Raw genomic sequence first — 15,660 nt, 5'->3', positions numbered from 1 at the left:
CATTGAACGGAGAAAGGTAACATGACGTGAAAAAGATGAAACGGAGGCTAGCAGCCATTGGCATCACGCTCGTGGCTGGTGTGGCCTTCGCCCCACCAGTGCATTCGTTGCCCCCGGGCGGAGCGTCACCTAATACCCCTGGTACAAGTTCTGCGCTGTCTCCTACGTCTGTGGAGGCGTGCGGGACGATGACCTGGGAAGTGTGGGGGTTCGCCCCGAATGAGATCGTCAACGTGAAAATCAACGACGGTGCCCTCTCAGGAGGGGATATGTCGGTCCAGGGCCAAGGTGTGGTTTCTCAAGCCCGAGCTGATAGCACTGGTTATGCAGTGAACTCTGTTGATATTCCGTGTGGGCTTGAGCCAGGCGGTAACTACTGGCTGCGGTTTTTGGCCACGGAGGTGCTTAACGACGCTGGCGAGACCCGAGGTTACACCCACCAGTCTCAGTACTTTGAGGTTTTGCCTGCAGCCAATTCTGGCGGTGGCGCAGGTGGTGGAACCCACAATGGTGGTGGTGCCGCACAAAATCCTAGTGGCAATCGGAGATCTGGTGGTGGGCAGAATAGTCCTGGAACTGTTTCAGGAACAGACCATTCAGGTGGGAATCCTAGCAACACTGGCGGTGGTGTCATCGGCGGTGGCGGCGGCAATAACACGGGTAGCAATACGGCCAATAATGCGGGTTCTACCGACTCAGGTGGTGGAACAGGTAACCGCCGTACTGTGAGGCGCCAACAGGTCGCAGGTAGTAATCAATCTAATCAAGCGGGGCAACCCGCTGGCGGTGGCGGTGATTCCGGTGGGTCAGGCTCTGCCGGATCCGGTGCTGGTTCTCCAGGTGGCGGTGGTGCGTCCTCGTCGAATAGCGGTGGCGATCAACTGCAAACGTCTAGTGATATTCTCGCCGCCCAGGGTGGGGGCAACGGAAACTATGGCGGGACCGGTGGAGGTGACTCATCGGCCGGTTTAGGTCTATTTAATCCGGATAATTCTGATACTTATGCCAGTTCCGCCTCGGGTTCTTCTCCTCGGGCCCCGATTGTCGGTTTGACAGTTGGTGGTTCCATCCTGCTGGTGGGGCTGACCGGTGTCATCGCCTATGTGTATGTCAACCGCCCGCGTCGCAGTAGCGTCAGCGGTGAGGAGGGAACTGAGTTCTGAAGTGACTACAGCTACCTTGAAGGCTGACACCGCAGGATCCCGCCCTGCGGTATCGTGGTTTGCACGGCGAAGCGGTTCTATCCTGGTCCTGCTTGCCTTACTTGTGGGGTTGGCGCTTCTTTCTTTGGCCATTGGGTCTAATCTTTTGCCTTTTCGTGATGTAATTGCAGCCCTACAGGGTGAGGGGACGGTTGAGGCACGCCGGGTGGTGTTGGATCAACGCCTGCCACGGCTTGTTCTGGCTATTATTGTTGGCGCAGCTCTCGCAGTGGCAGGCGCGTTAATGCAGGCCTTAACCCGTAATCCGTTGGCGGATCCGGGTATCCTCGGTGTCAACGCTGGTGCTTCTTTAGCTGTGGTGACGGCGGTGGCGGTTATTGGCAACACGTCTATTTGGTTTTATTTATGGTTTGCTTTGGCGGGTGCTGCTCTTGCTTCGGCTGCGGTTTTCATTCTTGGTGGGGCAGCGTCTCGGCACACATCTCCATCGCGTTTAGTGCTAGCTGGTGTTGCTTTTTCCATGGCGGTGACATCGTTTGTCCAGTTGGTGATCATTTCTGATCAGAAAGTGTTTAATGAGTTCCGTTTCTGGTCCGCTGGTTCTTTGGAGTTTCGCAGTTGGAGCATTATTGGGGCTGTGATCCTGTTTATTGTCGCGGGCTTGATATTGGCGTTGTGGTCTGCCCCTGCTTTAAATGCTTTAGCGCTTGGCGATGAAACGGGTGCGGCTCTGGGTATTAATGTGAAGGCTTTGCGGATCACAGTGCTGCTGTCGATCACGTTGTTGGCTGGGGCTGCGACTGCTGCGGTCGGGCCGATCATGTTTGTCGGTTTGGGAGTGCCTTATTTAGTGCGGGCTTTGGTTGGTCCGGATGTGCGGTGGGTGCTTCCTCTGTCTTTGCTTGCTGGGCCGGTGTTTTTCCTGGTTGCTGATGTATTGGCGCGTGTTGTGGTGATGCCCCAGGAGATTCAGACCGGCATTATGACAGCTTTGCTTGGAGGTCCTGTTTTCGTGGCGATCATCCAGCGCAGCACGGGAAGGTTGTTGGTATGACTTCCTACGTGTATTTAAAGACACGGTTATATCAGGGCCGGATTCGGCGGAGAGTCTTAATCTTTAGCGCAACCGTGGTGGCGACTATTACGGTTGTGGGGTTGACTGCTTTGATGCTGGGGGACTACCCGTTAACCCTTGCACAAACTTTTTCTGCTGTGGTTGGGCAAGCAACTGATCACTTGGCTAACTTCTTTGTTCGCGATATTCGGCTGCCCCGTGTTTTGGGGGCTGTTTTGGTGGGAGTGAGCCTGGGGGTGGCTGGGGCGATTTTCCAGGCGCTGACGCGTAATCCTTTAGGCAGCCCGGATATTACGGGGTTTAGCGTTGGGGCGGCTACCGGCGCGGTTGTACAGATTATTGTTTTCAATACGGGGCCGTTTGCAACAGGTGTGGCAGCGATTGTGGGCGGGTTGCTTACCGGTGCTATCGTTTTTGGTTTTTCGCGTTCGAGCGGCATTAATGGGATCCATTTTGTGCTCGTCGGAATGGGTCTGTCTTTCATTCTGCAGGCGCTTAATACTTTGCTTTTGGTGAAGGCTGAACTATCCGCAGCACAGACTGCACAACTGTGGCTGGCTGGTTCGCTGCACGGCATTGGTTGGTCACAGGTTGGTTTTCTGGCTTTGGTGCTGGCTTTTTTACTTCCCCTTACTTTTGCTGCTTCGGGTGATCTGACCATTATGACTACCGGTGATGATGTTGCTTCCGGGTTGGGGGTGAATGTGCAGGCCCAGCGGGGGCGTTTGTTGGCGTTGGGGGTGACTTTCACTGCGGTTTCGGTTGCTGTTGCTGGCCCGATTGGTTTTGTTGCCTTGGCGGCCCCGCAATTGGCGCGCAAGATTTCTGGCACCGCAACTGCCGGTGTGGGTGTCGCAGCGTTGATGGGGGCTGTCGTTGTCTTGGTGAGTGATGTGATTGCGCAGCGTCTTTTCGCCCCTACTCAGTTGCCTGTTGGTGTGATTACCGGCGTGGTTGGAGGGGTGTACCTGATGTGGATTTTGTATCGAGAATGGAAAGGACACTGGGCCTGATGCCACGGTTAGAAGCCAGAAATATCAGTGTTGGATACGGCGATAAGACGGTTTTGTCCCACCTGGGCGTAGAAATTCCCGATGGTGAATTTACTGTCATTGTTGGGCCTAATGCGTGTGGCAAATCCACTTTGTTGAAAAGTCTGGCTAGGTTGACCACCGCGTCGACAGGCGAGGTGCTTCTCGACGGCGCTGATATCCGCTCGTATCCTTCGAAGCAGGTGGCGCGAGAGATCAGTTTGCTGCCACAAAATCCGATCGCCCCCGATGGAATTGTTGTTGAAGATCTTGTGTCGCGCGGCCGTTATCCGTATCACACGATGATGCGACAGTGGTCGTCGCAAGACCAGCAGGCCTTGGAGTGGGCCATGGAGCGGGCTAATGTCGCACAGTTGAAAGATCGACCTGTTGCCGCCCTTTCCGGGGGGCAGCGTCAGCGAGTGTGGTTGGCGATGGTGTTAGCGCAGCAAACGCCGATCGTTTTGTTGGATGAGCCCACCACTTTTTTGGATATTACGCACCAGGTTGAAGTGCTCGATTTGGCGGCTGGCTTGTACGAAGCCGGGTCTACTGTTGTTGCTGTCCTTCATGAGTTAACTCTTGCCTTCCGGTATGCCACGCATGTGATTGTGATGAAAGCAGGCGAGATTGTTGCGCAGGGGTCGGTGAAAGATGTTGTTACTGCGCAGCTTTTGGAGGAAGTCTACGAGATTGCGTGTGATGTGATTGCAGATCCCCGGACCGGAAAACCCATAGTGATTCCGCGTACAAGCCGCTTTCGCCGTGCCGCTGCCACCACTCCTTCTGCGTAGCCTCGGCTTTTAATGGGGATGGGTTGGTAGTGGCACGACCCAAAGAAATGCCGTCCAGGTTGGGGATGTTCAGGCTAGGGAAGCTGCTAAGAGAGCACTTCCCACCGGCCTTTACGTGCGCTTCCGCGCCGCACCAGTGCACCCTCTTCGCGTAGCTGCTTGACGGTGCGCTCGGCTGTGGCCACAGAGCATCCTAGATGGGCAGCAAGTTCACGAACAGTGGCGGTGGGGTCGCTGCGGAAGAAGGCCAGCGTGTGGCGTGCGCGTTCAGCTGCGGGGTCTGGTGGATTGGCAAAGGGCTGGAGTGCCTCCGCGATGATCTCCAGCATGAATTCGACGAATGGAGTGCTGGAGCCCTCGTTGTTCGAGGTGATGAAGCGCTCGTAGTATTCATCTCGTCGCTGTGCGATCAAGGATTCAACGGGGAGCCATTGCAGCATGTCCCTCCAGCGTGCCAGAATCAACATTTGCCACATGCGACCCATGCGCCCGTTTCCATCGCTGAATGGGTGGATGAACTCGAACTCATAGTGGAAAATACATGAAGTGAGCAGCGAATGTTCGGTGGTATTTTGTAGCCAGCTGAACAAGTCCGTAATGACGGTATGAAGGTAGCGGGCTGGTGTACCCGTGTGGATGAGCCGTCCTTCCCGGTACACGCCCACGTTGTTGGCCCGAAATCTGCCGGCGCCGGCGGCTAGGCCGTCCATCATCGTCAAGTGGGCGCGCAGGAGATCGTTCACGCTGTGCGGGTTGAGCTCTGGCAGCAGGGAGTAGGCGTTGCGCGCGTTTTTGACCTCCCGGATGTCACTTTCGGGTCCGAGGACTCGCTTTCCGTCGAGGATTGCGGTCACCGCGTCTTCCGAAAGAGTGTTTCCCTCGATAGCTAGCGACGAGTGGATGGTACGAACACGCAGATCACGGTGGAGGGAGGGATTGGTGCTGAGCGCCGAATGTGGCCGCAACATTCCGACGAGTTCAGCGATGTGCATGCTGAGCATGTCGGTGCGCGCGCTTCGTTGGAACGGTGGCGTATAAGGCACTGATCCTCCTTTCCGCATTAACTTTCAAATGCTGATTGCCCTCATCACTTTACCCTCACTGAGGGTGATAAATTTTGCTTTACGACGATTAACCGGCCGCACAGAGACGGAATCTAAGGTGTAAAGCATGCGTGGTGGAAAGGGTGTAAAGATTGCCCGGGTGGCCAGAGCGTGAATACGACGGACAGCAAGGTGCAGCTCAGCCTCGATCTTGAACAGTGCAGAGTCCTGAGCGAGAAGCAGAGGCTGCGTGCCATCAAGAACCTAGGTACTACGGTGCTCATGGTGGAAGCTGCTACTCAGCGCTCCCAACTCCGCAACCGGAACGAGGCGCGGGACCGGCTTGCCAGTATGCTTCGTGATGCCTTAGCACCTGACCCGCCGCCAAGAAAGAAGACAAAACTGACCAGGGGATCGGTGCGCCGTCGCCTGGAGGCGAAACGGCGGCGTTCTGAGATTAAAAAGTTGCGGCGGCCTCTGCGCCTCGACAGCGGTGGGTAGACAATTATGAGGTAGACAGCTTCCCACAGTGTTATGTTGAGTGGGATGTTGGCTAGGAAGTCTGGAATCTGGGTCGGCCTCTTGTCTTGAGGGGTAAGGATTAGCTTCTTTGTAAAAAGTATTACTAAATTGCTGGCGACGATATAAACTACTCGGTAAAGATCAATATTAAAGATCAGTATAAGGTAGAGCGAAAGCATTAGGAGGACACTGCCATGTCAGAGAACACTGCGGTAACCGGCACCGCGTTTGATGATGCCAAGAAGCAACTCAGGGCGGCTCAGGAAATCCTGGGCTTCTCTGACGATGACTACGAACTGCTGGCCACCCCACGCCGCGAACTGTCGGTAGCCATTCCTGTCCGTCGTGATGATGGCACCCGCGAAGTTCTGCACGGCTACCGTGTGCAGCACAATCTTACCCGTGGCCCAGGTAAAGGCGGCACCCGCTACGCAGAGGACGTGGACATGGAGGAAGTACGAGCACTGTCCATGCTCATGACTTGGAAGTGTGCCCTGCTCAACCTCCCTTACGGTGGCGCAAAGGGCGGCGTGGCGTTCGATCCCACGAAGTATTCGGAAGCTGAGCGCGAGCGCATCACCCGCCGTTATGTGGCGGAGATCCTGCCGATTATCGGCCCTGAGGTAGACATTCCAGCACCCGACGTTGGTACTGACGCCCAGACTATGGCGTGGTTCATGGACACTTACTCCACCGCTGTGGGCTATACCGCGCCGGGCATTGTTACTGGTAAGCCGGTTTCTCTTGGTGGTTCCGTCGGCCGCGCTGAGGCAACCTCTCTGGGCGTGTTTATCACCACCCGTGAAGCCATTAAGCATCTGGGCCTTGAGATTGAGGGCGCAACCGCCACGGTTCAGGGCTTTGGCAAGGTTGGCCGTGACGCTGCGATCTTCATGGACAAGGCGGGCATGAAAGTCGTTGCTATTTCTGACGTATATGGCGCGATTTATAACGCGGATGGCATCGACACCCAGGCGCTAGCCAAGCATGTCGATGAGACCGGAAAGGTCGTTGACTTCCCGGGCGCGGAGGCCATGGATCCGGACGAAGTATTGCTTCTCGACGTTGACGCTGTGGTTCCAGCAGCTGTTGAAGGTGTTATCACCGCCGACAATGCAGATCGGATCAAAGCCAAGGTTGTCATCGAAGCCGCGAACGGCCCCACCACTGCTGGTGGCGACGAGATCCTTAACAACAAGGGAATCATGGTCGTTCCCGACATCCTGGCCAACTCTGGTGGTGTGCTGGTTTCTTACTACGAGTGGGTGCAGTCCCGCGATAATTTCTGGTGGGATCTGGAGCGTGTCCAGGCCCATCAGGAAGAAGCGATGATGTCTGTATGGAATGACGTGGTGGCGTTCGCTGAAGAGAAGGACATCACCATGCGTCAGGCCGCAGTGGCCATGGCCGTGGAGCGCGTCCTGGATGCGCACCACATGCGGGGCCTATTCCCATAAAGGTGAACTAACTCCCGAAAGGGCTTTAGCGGCGGATCGGGTTCTTCATGGCTGGACTCCTTCTTGCTGGGTTGGGGGAGTAGTCGTTGTGGGTTGGGTCGATGGTGGTTGTTCGTAGGGTATTCCGAGGGCGTGGAGTTGGGGGCTGACTGTGCCGGTGGTCAGCCACCGGGCGATGTGTGTGCGTGACACGTTCGAGGTCAGGGGGATTGGGATGTTGATGTGTGTGCTTTCGCCGTTGTTGGTTTTGTGGATGGTGGGGAGTTTTTTGGGGTTTCCGGTTGTGGTGAAATCGGCAGTGATGGTGAGGACCCACGGCGCGTTGAGCACGCTCCAGCCTTTCTGGTAGCGCGGTGTGCTTGTCGTGTGCAGCTCTGATTTTTTGGCGGGATAGCTGAAGCTGTATTTTTCGGGCGAGAATGAGTCGATATTGCGATGGTGAACGTGGGCGAGGAGGTAAATGCTCAGTCCCACAAAAACTAGTCCTATAAAAAATACGGTCCCTGATCGTCGTTCTCCGGGTTGGTCGCCGTGGAAGATTGCCCATAGTTCTGTCGTTCCGGTAATCATGGCGGATGCTGCGTAGAGCAGTGTGGCTAGGGTTGTGGTGCTTCCTTTGGTTGTTACTGTGAGGTAGTGGCCGTCAAAATGTGCTTTTGAGGTGGGTAGTCCTAGCCATTGTGGCCAGCGAGGAACAACTATAGGAATTACGAATCTAAGAAATGCTAGGCTGCCGAGGACGGCGGCTATTGCGTACAGCGTGTAGTAGGTGGATCCTGGTTCTACTCGCCTGATCAGCTTCAACGGCATGCCGACGTGAAAGATGAGCAGCAAGGAAATCGAGAATGACGACAAGAGGCCATGAATACACCATTGCCGAAGTGATTTTTTCATGGCTGAAGTCCTTCCTGCTGGGGTGGGGGAGTAGTCGTTGTGGGTTGGGTCGATGGTGGTTGTTCGTAGGGTACTCCGAGGGCGTGGAGTTGGGGGCTGACTGTGCCGGTGGTTAGCCACCGGGCAATGTGTGTGCGTGACACATTAGAGGTCAAAGGAATATAGATATCACAGTTTTGGCTTTCGCCGTTCTTGTTTTCGCGGATGGTGGGGAGTTCTTTGGGGTTGCCGGTTGTGGTGAAGTCGGCGGTGACGGTGAGTGCCCACGGAAGGTTGAACGGGTTTAAACGGCGCTGGTAGTCTGGTGTGCTTGTAGTGTGCAGCGCTGAGTCTTTGGCTGGATAACTGAAACTGTACTTCTTAGCAGAAAATGACTCGATATGACGATGATGAACGCGGAAGAAGGAGAAAATGGCGGCACCCAGAAAGACTAGGCCCGCAATAAAAATAGTTCCTGATCGTCGTTCCCCGGGTTGGTCGCCGTGGAATATCGCCCATAGTTCAGTTGTTCCGGTGATCATCATGTTTGCAGCCTGAAAAAGGAGAAGATAAGTACCGCTATTTGCTTTGCTTGTTATGTTGAGTCGTGCCCCATCGAAGGAGGCCGACGCGGTGGGTACTCCTAACCAACGTGGCCAACGTGGCGCGAACACGAGAACCGTGAAATTAAGAAATGCTAAGCTGCCGAGGACGGTCGCTATTGCGTAAAGCGTGTAGTAGGTGGACCCTGGTTCTACTCGGCCGATTAGTTTAGTTGGCCCGCCGATCGTCACTATGAAAAGTCCAAATAAAAGGATCAAGCAGAAAAGAGCATGTATACACCATTGCCGAAGTGATTTTTTCATGGCTGGACTCCTTCCTGCTGGGTTGGGGGAGTAGTCGTTGTGGGTTGGGTCGATGGTGGTTGTTCGTAGGGTATTCCGAGGGCGTGGAGTTGGGGGCTGACTGTGCCGGTGGTCAGCCACCGGGCGATGTGTGTGCGTGACACGTTCGAGGTCAGGGGGATTGGGATGTTGATGTGTGTGCTTTCGCCGTTCTTGTTTTCACGGATGGTGGGGAGTTTTTTGGGGTTTCCGGTTGTGGTGAAATCGGCAGTGATGGTGAGGACCCACGGCGCGTTGAGCACGCTCCAGCCTTTCTGGTAGCGCGGTGTGCTTGTCGTGTGCAGCTCTGATTTTTTGGCGGGATAGCTGAAGCTGTATTTTTCGGGCGAGAATGAGTCGATATTGCGATGGTGAACGTGGGCGAGGAGGTAAATGCTCAGTCCCACAAAAACTAGTCCTATAAAAAATACGGTCCCTGATCGTCGTTCTCCGGGTTGGTCGCCGTGGAAGATTGCCCATAGTTCTGTCGTTCCGGTAATCATGGCGGATGCTGCGTAGAGCAGTGTGGCTAGGGTTGTGGTGCTTCCTTTGGTTGTTACTGTGAGGTAGTGGCCGTCAAAATGTGCTTTTGAAGTGGGTAGTCCTAGCCATCGTGGCCAGCGAGGAACAACTATAGGAATTACGAATCTAAGAAATGCTAGGCTGCCGAGGACGGCGACTATTGCGTACAGCGTGTAGTAGGTGGATCCTGGTTCTACTCGCCTGATCAGCTTCAACGGCCCACCAACCGTAAAAAAGAGAAGTAGAGAAAAGAAGGCTAAAGATAAGAGGCCATGAATACACCATTGCCGAAGTGAGTTCTTCATCGATACTTCCTACATCGATCCTTCTAGGCCGTCACCGTACCGGAGGTCTTCGTGGAGATCGGCCACTTTTTCTCCCGGCGCGAACCATGCTTGAATCAAAGGAGGGAGAGTGTCGCCGGCAATCTCAGACCCAGCGTTTTTCAGACCTTTACTTTGCGCAAAAGCTTTTATACCTTTGGCTACGACTCCGCCGCCGACAAGTGAGAATCCTGCCTCTGCTGCGGCGGCTTTTACTGCAATGTCAGGGTCGGTTCCTTTTCCTACTTCGGCCACTAACCCCACGGTGGAGGTCACTGCTGTTCCCCCGAGGTCAAGAGCGGTTAGCCCTACAAGGCCACTTAGTTTGTCTGGAATATTCTCTAGTTTTAATTCTGCACTTGCTTGCCTGGTGAACAGGTCATTTAGGTCTTGAACATGGTCATCTATCCCGTTGATGATGCTGATGGCGGAGTCACTCCACGTGAAATTCAAGGTAAGGAGCAGCATGCTGAGCGATTCAGCCGTGGTGGTATCGCCGTGAATATATTCTTTTGCCCAGTAGCGGCATAGATCACCGGTGTACACGATCTTCTGGGCCAATAAAGAGGCTTCATCATCCCAGTCAGCAATGAAGTCTTCGACAGCGCGCTTAAGCTGTTGGCCTGTTCCATGATCACAGCCACTGGGTTCTGGCCGGTAGTCGTCGGTATCAAGGATCGCTTTAGCTTGCGTGTCCATAAACGACTCTGATGACTTAAGCTGGTGGGCATCAACCTCCAGGGCGGGCCCAGATTCACCGTCGTAGTCTTCTGGCAAGCTGAAGCTGCTGGTATCGGTGGCGGTTCTGGGTGCTTCAGTAACGGTTGTGGCGTAGCCCTCAACCCGAGTGTTAAAGGCAGAAACAATGGAGTCAGCCGAATCAAGAGCAGTGTTAAATTCCTTGCTGTAGTCGGCGTTAAAGTTGAGTGCTTCTTCATACTCTTTTTGGTGATCCGCAGCGGCGCTGGTATTGCCCTGGCGCATCGCATTATCCCACTTGGTCCAGGCGGATTCTGCACACTCTGCCCATTGGTTGGTAGACGAATGAGCGGCAGCGGCATCGCCGGCAAGTGCTTTTAGAGTGTTCGTGGTTGAGTCAAAGTCATTGGCGTAGTCACTCAGCGCGTCACTCACCGTGGCGTGAGCAGCGGCCGCGTAACGCAACCGGGCCGGGTAGCTGGTGTTCACTAGCCCGGCGAAAGCCTGCCCGGCTACCCCTTTGTACCAGGAGGTATCAAAGTCCTCGAAATCTTCGGCAATGGCAGTCCATTCGTCGTGGGCATCCATCCACGTGCTGGCAGTATCGTCTGCTTCGCTGGTGTTTCCCCCGAGTTGAAAGCGCGGTTCAAAGTCATGAAAAGGTGCTAGCTGTGTGATCACACAATCCCCCGATTGAACTAGTTGTGTAGCTCTTAAGCCGTTTGTTCACTGATGTTAACACGGAGTTACAGGTTGCGCAGAGTGGGTGTAAAACGACCTCTATTTTCTCAACCCAGCAATGATAAGTGAGCAGCAGATCGCCGAGATTTCCGATGCCGCACGTGCCCCCGCGGTCACCGTTACTGCCATAGAACCTGAATTATTTAGTCAATGGGCACGATCAGCGGGCAATTCCTTGTGGGGTGTTCTTGGCATAAAACGTTCTGCCCGTAGATTGAGGTAATGAGGGGTGCCTGTAATACTTCAGTGGGGGTGCCGTCGGCAACAATGCTGCCATCATTGAGCATGATCACCCGATCTGCGTATGCGGCAGCGAGGTTGAGATCGTGGACAACAATGACCACACAGCAACCCTCGCTTGTGAGGTCACGAGCGGTGCGCAGCACGCGTTGCTGATGTTTGAGGTCAAGAGCGGCAGTAGGCTCGTCGAGAAGCACAACCTGCGTGGTCTGCGCCAACGTGCGGGCGTAGGCGGTGCGAGCCATCTCACCACCGGATAACGTTTGCACGTCGCGCTCGCGTAGATGTGAGACATCTGCGGTGGCCAGAGCCTGAGTAATAATCTGTTCATCTTCATCAGGTGAGGTGGAATGGGAAAGACGTGCCAGACCGACGATTTCTTCGACCGAGAAGCTGAAACGCATCACATGTTCCTGCGGCATGACAGACCGGATTTGCGCAAGTTCTTTCGGTGAAAGCGATGACAACGGCTGCCCATTGATGTCCACCGAACCAGAACTAGGAGAAATGTCCCCGCTGAACACAGAAAACAATGTGGATTTACCAGCACCGTTTGGCCCCACCAGTGCGGTGAGCTGGTGCGAGTAAAGATCCACATGGACGTCGTCAAGCACGAGCTTTGACCCAAACTCAACGCTGATATCGCGCACGGACAAAAGGGGGTTATTCACGGTCCTGCCCATCTACTTAGTGCTAGTGCGACGGCGGTAGAGCAGCCACAGGAAGAACGGCCCACCAATCATGCCGGTGAACAGGCCAATGGGAATCTCCGAAGGCGGATTCAACGTACGCGCGCCAATATCAGCGGCCACGATCATGATCGCACCACCCAAAGCAGAGATCGGCAGAAGCCAGCGGTGCCCTGGCCCCACCAACAAGCGCACCATATGCGGAACAACCAAACCAACAAAGCCGATGGAACCAGCCATCGCCACGGCAGCAGCGACAGTGATAGCAGTTGCTGCAACCAACAGAAAACGGGTCCTTTTCACATTTAAGCCCACGTGGAAGGCCTGCTTTTCACCAAGAGCTAAAACGTCCAAGGGTGTGGCCAACCGCATCAGGAAAAATATTCCTACCAGGAAGAATGGCAGGGCGGTAGCCACCGACTCCCACGAAGCACGGTTTAGCGAGCCCATCGACCAATAAACAATCGACTCCAACTCGGTGGTATCAGCAATATAAGTGAAAAACCCATTTATGGCCCCACCAATTGCAGAGATAGCAATGCCCACCAGCAGTAGTTGAACAGTCCCGCCACCAGCGCCAGGACGCGCCAAAACGTAGATCAGCATGGTCGTGGCCAAACCCAGAACAAAACTCATAAACGGGACCGTCCACGCCCCGAAGGCGGTCATACCAAAAACAATGGCCATAATGGCACCCAGCGACGCCCCCGAGGTCACGCCAACTATCCCTGGATCCGCAAGCTCATTACCGAAAAGACCCTGTAGTGCTGCTCCAGAAATTGCCAGGGATGCACCAACGATCGCCGCCAACAATACGCGGGGTAAGCGCAGTTCCCACACCACGTGAACTTCTGCCGTCGAAGCGGGTGCCACCCCTCCTGTGAGCTGCGCCCACAGAATCTGTGCAGTGTGCCCAGGGTTCAGCGAGAGGGGACCAAGGATGACCCCTGCGAACAAAACCACAAGCAGGATCATGGCGCAGACGGTAGCAACCATCGCGCCGGGTGGGCGACGGACATCAGTGCGCGTGGCTGGGGGAGCGCTGGTGCGGGATGTGCGGGAGGAAGTTGCGGTGCTCACAAGAATTGGACGTCCTTCGCGGGTTTAGGAAAGCTCTGGGTACAGAGCTTCTTGGAGCTCAAGAGCGGCCTTGCCGGTGTTGACGCTAGCGCGCGCAATCAGTCCGTGAGGCATGACAACCAATGCCTTGTTTTCGGCAGCTGGGGTGCCGGCAAGGCCATCAACGTGGTCCCAGATTCCGTCTTCGCCTCCGAGGTCATCGATTTCATCATCAGAAACAACAATGACGTCAGGTGCAGCGGCCGCGAGACCTTCACCAGTAATAGTTTGGTAGCGGTCCAGCCCTGACTCCGCACCAGTATTGATGCCACCGGCAGCCTCTACGATTTGGTGGGCAGGGGTCTGCTGGCCAGCCGCAGTAGTGTTGCCAGTGTCGCCGGCGCCACGGGAAGAAAGGACCATCACGCGCTTCTTCTCTGAAATATCGGAAGCATTCTTTTCGGCTTGCTTAATGTCCTCTTCTACAGATTTTGCAAGCTCGGTGCCCTCTTCTTCTTTACCAACAACGGTGGCAGTTTTCGTGATGATATCAGGTGCAGGCTGGGATGCGTCGATAAGCGTTGCAGGAATTCCGGCGTCTTGGAGTCCGCTGATGAGGTCCGCGTGCCGGCGCATGTTCGTACCGATTACAAGGCTTGGGTTCATCTCAATAACGCCCTCGACGGTGACCGCGCCTTTGCCCGCAGGGAAGAGTTCCGCCGCTGACACCTTGTCCTTGACCATGGTTGATTCAGGGGCGAACGCGATCGAGTCATTCATCTCGAGCGCATCGAGGATGTCCACGGTGGCATCGTCGAGGACCAGGATGCGTTCGGTGCTTTCGACGGTAATCTCGTTGCCGTCATCGCCAGTGAAAGTATGTCCGCCAGCGTTGCTTTCCGACGATTGCTCGGTGCTCGAACCATCCGTGGCGCTCGTGGTGCTTGAGGCGCTGGAAGAGTCCGAGGAGTTTGATGAATCTGTGTCATTACTGCAAGCAACCATTGAGAGAGCAAGTGCCAGTGCAGTGCTGGCGCCAAGGATGCGCCGAGTGTGGTTCACGAGAAGTCCCTTTCAACAACGATATAAGGTAAGGCTTACCTAATGTATTGTTAAGGCTAGCATTTGTCAAGGGCTTTTCTGAGTTCGGAGCTTCTTATCCTCGCCGAAAACCTGAGAAATCGATCGCAGGGTAGGGAGGGAACTTATCCAAGAACCACTTGGAAATCGGGCCTAACGCAAATACAGAAATCACAGTGGCTTCACGCACACCCACCACCATGCCCAAAAACACCAGGGCAAGTACCACGGCAAGCACTACGTGGGTGAAGTCGCTGGCAATCTTTACATTGCCAAAATGTAAGTGTTTCCGTTCACCAAAGGCTCGTCGTAAAGCGGAAGTCAGCGCGAGAACGAGACCCTCTCCGGGCAGATTAATCACGTTGGCATGAACCTGCACGCCAATCCCCAGGCCCATCGCAACCACCCCGGCCAGCGCCATTGGCAGCTGGAGCAGATACGCATCGGTTTGCAGGGGTGCCACAATGAACATGGCGACATCAATGAACACACCGAACAACGCGCCTGTGGCCAGCTGGAACAGTTGGATCCACTGGTAGCGCTCGCGCAGCAAAAGAATCTGAATCAGCACATACGACGAGTTCGTGATCACCGTGACCGTACCCACGCTCAAGCCCGTAATCGGGCTCAACGCTGCAGGCAGAGCCGAAATCGGGGTGGTGCCCAAGGTGGACAGCACTGTTAAGGCCACGCCAAGCGCCATCAAGCTGATACCTGCGACCAAGATAATAATGCGTATCAGCATGGTACTAGTCTTCCACTCCTAGAGGCCCCGTGCGTGAGGTGCCGCGTGAGGTGCCGCGTGAGTCAGCTTTCGGCGGCACAATTTTATTACACAGGGTAACCACCCAGCCCACCGCCAAGGCGGCAGCAATCGTACCTTCGCGCACGCCGACGAAACCACCAAGGAACACCAAGGCCAACACCAGCGCTAACAGGACCTGCACGGTATCGGTTACAACTTTCACGCGCCCAAACTCATAGCGGGGCTTCGCGCCAAACCGGCGGTGTAAAGCAAAACTGAGCGCCTGGGCAATCCCCTCACCGGGCAGGACGAAAAGCCTGGCACGTACCTGCAGGGTCACGCCGATACCCACCACGATGATGCCCACGATCGTGAGCACCCACTGCTGAAAGTAATTCGAATACCCCACACCCAACTGGTCTAATAACCACACTGCGCCGTCAATAAACGGGCCGAAGTACAGAAGCAGCGCCAGCTGGAACAGTTGGATCGGGGCGTAGTCGCGCCGCAGAATCAGGATCTGCAAGACGACCAACACCACGTTAACCAGCACCGTTGTAGTTCCCACGCTGAGCCCACTGATCAGGCTGGTCACGGCAGGTAAAGCCGAGATGGGAGTAGTGCCTAAATCGCTCGCGAGGGACAACGCCACACCAATAGCCATGATGGCGTGACCGACCACCAACGTGAGAATACGAGAAGCAAGTTGCACAGCCTAGA

At 55.2% G+C, this 15,660-nt stretch carries 16 protein-coding genes; 6 read left to right on the top strand and 10 right to left on the bottom strand.

Features of this window, described 5'->3' with window-relative positions:
- Positions 1–26: 26 nt before the first annotated feature.
- From CKV99_RS12245 to CKV99_RS12230, 4 genes are read left to right on the top strand one after another with little or no spacing between them, the layout of a single operon-like run.
- The gene (locus tag CKV99_RS12245; RefSeq protein WP_092259563.1) at positions 27–1,163 is read left to right on the top strand and encodes a hypothetical protein; all 1,137 of its coding nucleotides are present in this window, start codon (positions 27–29) and stop codon (positions 1,161–1,163) included.
- Between the two features lies 1 nt (position 1,164).
- Positions 1,165–2,217 carry a FecCD family ABC transporter permease gene (locus CKV99_RS12240; protein ID WP_231910068.1) on the top strand — a complete coding sequence of 351 codons (1,053 nt, stop codon included), beginning with the start codon at positions 1,165–1,167 and terminating at the stop codon, positions 2,215–2,217.
- The gene (locus tag CKV99_RS12235) at positions 2,214–3,251 is read left to right on the top strand and encodes a FecCD family ABC transporter permease (protein ID WP_092259566.1); all 1,038 of its coding nucleotides are present in this window, start codon (positions 2,214–2,216) and stop codon (positions 3,249–3,251) included. Before CKV99_RS12240 ends, CKV99_RS12235 begins: the two co-directional genes overlap by 4 nt.
- Entirely contained in the window at positions 3,251–4,063 is an 813-nt protein-coding gene (locus tag CKV99_RS12230) for an ABC transporter ATP-binding protein (RefSeq protein WP_092259568.1), read from the top strand. The genes CKV99_RS12235 and CKV99_RS12230 overlap by 1 nt, the downstream gene beginning before the upstream one ends.
- An 86-nt stretch (positions 4,064–4,149) precedes the next feature.
- Here the strand turns inward: CKV99_RS12230 and CKV99_RS12225 are convergent, their stop codons facing one another.
- Positions 4,150–5,106 carry a Fic family protein gene (locus CKV99_RS12225; protein ID WP_177178124.1) on the bottom strand — a complete coding sequence of 319 codons (957 nt, stop codon included), beginning with the start codon at positions 5,104–5,106 and terminating at the stop codon, positions 4,150–4,152.
- Positions 5,107–5,277: 171 nt separating this feature from the next.
- On the opposite strand from CKV99_RS12225, the gene CKV99_RS12220 reads away from it, so the two are divergent.
- Together CKV99_RS12220 and CKV99_RS12215 are read left to right on the top strand one after the other, a co-directional pair.
- Positions 5,278–5,607 carry a peptide chain release factor-like protein gene (locus CKV99_RS12220; RefSeq protein WP_092259570.1) on the top strand — a complete coding sequence of 110 codons (330 nt, stop codon included), beginning with the start codon at positions 5,278–5,280 and terminating at the stop codon, positions 5,605–5,607.
- A 215-nt stretch (positions 5,608–5,822) separates the two neighbouring features.
- Entirely contained in the window at positions 5,823–7,085 is a 1,263-nt protein-coding gene (locus CKV99_RS12215; RefSeq protein ID WP_092259572.1) for a Glu/Leu/Phe/Val family dehydrogenase, read from the top strand.
- Between the two features lie 45 nt (positions 7,086–7,130).
- On the opposite strand, the gene CKV99_RS14390 is transcribed toward CKV99_RS12215, so the two are convergent.
- The 9 genes from CKV99_RS14390 to CKV99_RS12170 all read right to left on the bottom strand — a co-directional run bounded on the left by CKV99_RS14390 (position 7,131) and on the right by CKV99_RS12170 (position 15,652).
- Positions 7,131–7,979 carry a hypothetical protein gene (locus CKV99_RS14390; protein WP_157728466.1) on the bottom strand — a complete coding sequence of 283 codons (849 nt, stop codon included), beginning with the start codon at positions 7,977–7,979 and terminating at the stop codon, positions 7,131–7,133.
- Positions 7,976–8,824 carry a hypothetical protein gene (locus tag CKV99_RS14385; RefSeq protein ID WP_143063515.1) on the bottom strand — a complete coding sequence of 283 codons (849 nt, stop codon included), beginning with the start codon at positions 8,822–8,824 and terminating at the stop codon, positions 7,976–7,978. Before CKV99_RS14385 ends, CKV99_RS14390 begins: the two co-directional genes overlap by 4 nt.
- On the bottom strand, positions 8,821–9,669 hold the full coding sequence (locus CKV99_RS14380; protein ID WP_157728464.1) for a hypothetical protein: 849 nt from the start codon (positions 9,667–9,669) through the stop codon (positions 8,821–8,823). The genes CKV99_RS14385 and CKV99_RS14380 overlap by 4 nt, the downstream gene beginning before the upstream one ends.
- 9 nt (positions 9,670–9,678) lie before the next feature.
- Positions 9,679–11,067 (bottom strand): hypothetical protein, encoded by a 1,389-nt coding sequence (locus CKV99_RS12195; RefSeq protein ID WP_092260406.1) that lies wholly within the window; start codon positions 11,065–11,067, stop codon positions 9,679–9,681.
- A 203-nt stretch (positions 11,068–11,270) separates the two neighbouring features.
- Positions 11,271–12,038 (bottom strand): heme ABC transporter ATP-binding protein, encoded by a 768-nt coding sequence (locus CKV99_RS12190; protein ID WP_197697193.1) that lies wholly within the window; start codon positions 12,036–12,038, stop codon positions 11,271–11,273.
- Positions 12,039–12,050: 12 nt separating this feature from the next.
- Positions 12,051–13,136 (bottom strand): FecCD family ABC transporter permease, encoded by a 1,086-nt coding sequence (locus CKV99_RS12185; RefSeq protein WP_197697192.1) that lies wholly within the window; start codon positions 13,134–13,136, stop codon positions 12,051–12,053.
- Between the two features lie 24 nt (positions 13,137–13,160).
- Complete coding sequence (locus tag CKV99_RS12180; RefSeq protein WP_092260410.1) at positions 13,161–14,177, bottom strand: heme/hemin ABC transporter substrate-binding protein; 1,017 nt, start codon at positions 14,175–14,177, stop codon at positions 13,161–13,163.
- A 94-nt stretch (positions 14,178–14,271) separates the two neighbouring features.
- Positions 14,272–14,940 (bottom strand): YczE/YyaS/YitT family protein, encoded by a 669-nt coding sequence (locus CKV99_RS12175; protein WP_092260412.1) that lies wholly within the window; start codon positions 14,938–14,940, stop codon positions 14,272–14,274.
- 4 nt (positions 14,941–14,944) lie between these two features.
- Positions 14,945–15,652 (bottom strand): DUF6198 family protein, encoded by a 708-nt coding sequence (locus tag CKV99_RS12170; protein ID WP_092260414.1) that lies wholly within the window; start codon positions 15,650–15,652, stop codon positions 14,945–14,947.
- Between the last annotated feature and the right edge of the window lie 8 nt (positions 15,653–15,660).

The sequence above is a fragment of the Corynebacterium cystitidis genome, from assembly GCF_900187295.1.
Classification (GTDB): domain Bacteria; phylum Actinomycetota; class Actinomycetes; order Mycobacteriales; family Mycobacteriaceae; genus Corynebacterium; species Corynebacterium cystitidis.
This window is presented reverse-complemented; position numbering and strand designations above follow the sequence as displayed.

Excerpts from the sequence above, each read along its gene's own strand:
- CKV99_RS12235 (WP_092259566.1), top strand. The coding sequence starts at position 2,214 with ATGACTTCCTACGTGTATTTAAAGACACGGTTATATCAGGGCCGGATT.
- CKV99_RS12175 (WP_092260412.1), bottom strand. The coding sequence starts at position 14,940 with ATGCTGATACGCATTATTATCTTGGTCGCAGGTATCAGCTTGATGGCG.
- CKV99_RS12215 (WP_092259572.1), top strand. The coding sequence starts at position 5,823 with ATGTCAGAGAACACTGCGGTAACCGGCACCGCGTTTGATGATGCCAAG.
- CKV99_RS12230 (WP_092259568.1), top strand. The coding sequence starts at position 3,251 with ATGCCACGGTTAGAAGCCAGAAATATCAGTGTTGGATACGGCGATAAG.
- CKV99_RS14385 (WP_143063515.1), bottom strand. The coding sequence starts at position 8,824 with ATGAAAAAATCACTTCGGCAATGGTGTATACATGCTCTTTTCTGCTTG.
- CKV99_RS14390 (WP_157728466.1), bottom strand. The coding sequence starts at position 7,979 with ATGAAAAAATCACTTCGGCAATGGTGTATTCATGGCCTCTTGTCGTCA.
- CKV99_RS14380 (WP_157728464.1), bottom strand. The coding sequence starts at position 9,669 with ATGAAGAACTCACTTCGGCAATGGTGTATTCATGGCCTCTTATCTTTA.